The organism is Campylobacter sp. IFREMER_LSEM_CL1890 (assembly GCF_025772045.1).
In the GTDB taxonomy this organism is placed as follows: Bacteria; Campylobacterota; Campylobacteria; order Campylobacterales; family Campylobacteraceae; genus Campylobacter_D; species Campylobacter_D lari_D.
Genome location: NZ_JAKMRK010000029.1, coordinates 1 through 2,401, shown reverse-complemented (window position 1 = coordinate 2,401; position 2,401 = coordinate 1). Strand labels below are relative to the sequence as shown.

The 2,401-nt window shown below is 27.5% G+C and carries 1 pseudogene; it reads left to right on the top strand.

Annotated elements, in window-relative coordinates:
- Nucleotides 1-2,401: pseudogene (locus L8W57_RS07795) on the top strand (hypothetical protein); the annotation flags it as partial.

The following is a 2,401-nucleotide window of genomic DNA, read 5'->3' as shown; positions in this document are numbered from 1 at the left end:
TCCGATAACATATTACTTATAGGAAATAAAGTTAAGGTTGAAGGTAGTATCGTACCACTTTATTCAAATGGTAATATGGTTAATTTGGTTGGTAATGAAATAGATATATTATTAGATAATATAAAGGCATATCGAATTGTAGCTAGTGCATATGAAAAAGGAGAATTACGAGAGTTAGCAACATCTGCTTATTATGATTCTAAAATAACAGATGCTATATATAAATTTAAAACGCAAGAATACAATAATATAGAAAATTTAGGCAATAAAAAATTGGTTACAGATGATTTTCAAAAATATATTGGTATAGGATCTGATTTAGATTGGTTTTATTTTTCGAAAATGTGGAACGAATCTAAAACAGTGGCTCGGTTTAATAATGATTATAGATTGGTAAATGATATTTATTTTGAAAATAAAAACTATGCAAATTATTGTATATCAGGACATGGATGTGCAAATATGATTATCGGATATGATATTGTATTTGCTAAAAATTTTGATGGACAAGGATTTGCTTTAAATAATATTAATATAGATACAACTATCTTAAAGGATAAAATAGATTATGTTGGTGTATTTGGACGAGTAGGGCATGATGCAAGAATAAAAAACATCAAAATAGATTATAATTTAGGAGGGATTAAAACTTCTGCGGCTTATGCCGGTGGATTTGCAGGGGAAGTTATAAACAATGCGGAATTTAGTAATATATCTTTAAATAGAATAGAAGGTATAAGTGCTAACCATGTTGGTGGATTTGTGGGTATTATCAGGAAAGATAAACAATCTTATCCAAGAAATCCAGTATTCTCAAAGATAGAATTAAACAATATTAAAAATATAGGAAAAGAAAATAGTAGATATGCTGGTGGATTTACCGGATATATAGTTAATGGCACATTTAATGATATAACATTAAATAATATAGAAAATATCAAAGGAGATAGAGCTGGTGGTTTTGTGGGATATATCAACAATGAATACAATCAATATAAAGATGCAACTATAAAAATACAAAACATATCACTAAATAATGTAAAAAATATAGGAATCCAAGGAGTTACTACCTATTCTGGAGGTTTTGCAGGTGAAATAAATTATGGGGATTTTTCTAATATATCTTTAAATAATGTGGGAAATATTTATGGTAATGCTGGTATAGGAGAATACTATAAAGGTTATGCTGGTGGATTTGCAGGGTATATTCTTAAAGGAAATTATTCTAATATATCTTTAAATATTTTTGGGGATATTATAGGAAATCATGCTGCTAGTGGTTTTGGAACTTTATTTGGTTTCCAAAGCAGACTTTTATCAAATATCTATATGTATTTTCAGCCTGATTCAAAATTGATTAGTAATAATTATTTATATAAATTTGTAAACAGCTCATCGGGTTTAAATAATATTAATATTTATCATAAGGAAGGGGAATTGACAAATGCAGAAGAAATACCAGATAAAATGAAAATTTATACCTATACAGATGAAAATGGTTATATAAATTTTAAAGAAGCAGTACTAGGTAAATTAGAAGGACTACGCGAAGAAGATGGAAATTTAATCTTTGCACAAAAACCTGATATAAATATAGATATAGAAAAACCTTCAGAGGATGTTGTATTGGAAAAAGATGATGTGGTTAGTATTAAAGATTTGCAAGATATGCTTGATGTTATATCTAATGGTAAATACTCAATTCATATAAAAAACCCTGATATAATTTATGGAATAACTGATAGCATACGCCAAAGTTTGGATTTTTTAAAATCATTATATGCTCAAGAAAAAATAAGCGAGATATTAGAGAATATTGATGTGGAATATAAAAATATATATAATAAATATCAAGATATTTTAAAACTAATTGATGAAAGTAAAATCTCTCTTAATAAATTTATTAGTGGATCTTTAAAACCTTTAATCCAAGAAACAGAAAATTTTATCGAAAGATTGATTATTTATCAAGGACAACTTAATGATAAAATTGCAGAATATAATGATTATGTGGATTTAATTAACCAGGGTTTGGCAAATAAAAATGATGAATATCTTGATGATTTGAAAAAAGATATGAATATGTTGATTAATGCTAGTAAGAATTTGGCAGATAAGATTAATAAAAATCAAGAGCAATTGATTAAATGGAAAGAAGAAGCTCTAAAACAATCTCAAGGGCATTTTGAAATTAAAGGTGCTTTTGCTAATGTAATACTAAATACAAATTTAGATCTAAATGAAATAGATCCACCTAAGCCTATAATCCCACCTACACCAATAGAACCACCAATTGTAGTACCACCTACACCAATAGAACCACCAATTGATAATAAACCTATTGACCCAGTAGAACCACCAATTGTAGTACCACCTACACCAATAGAACCACCAATTGATA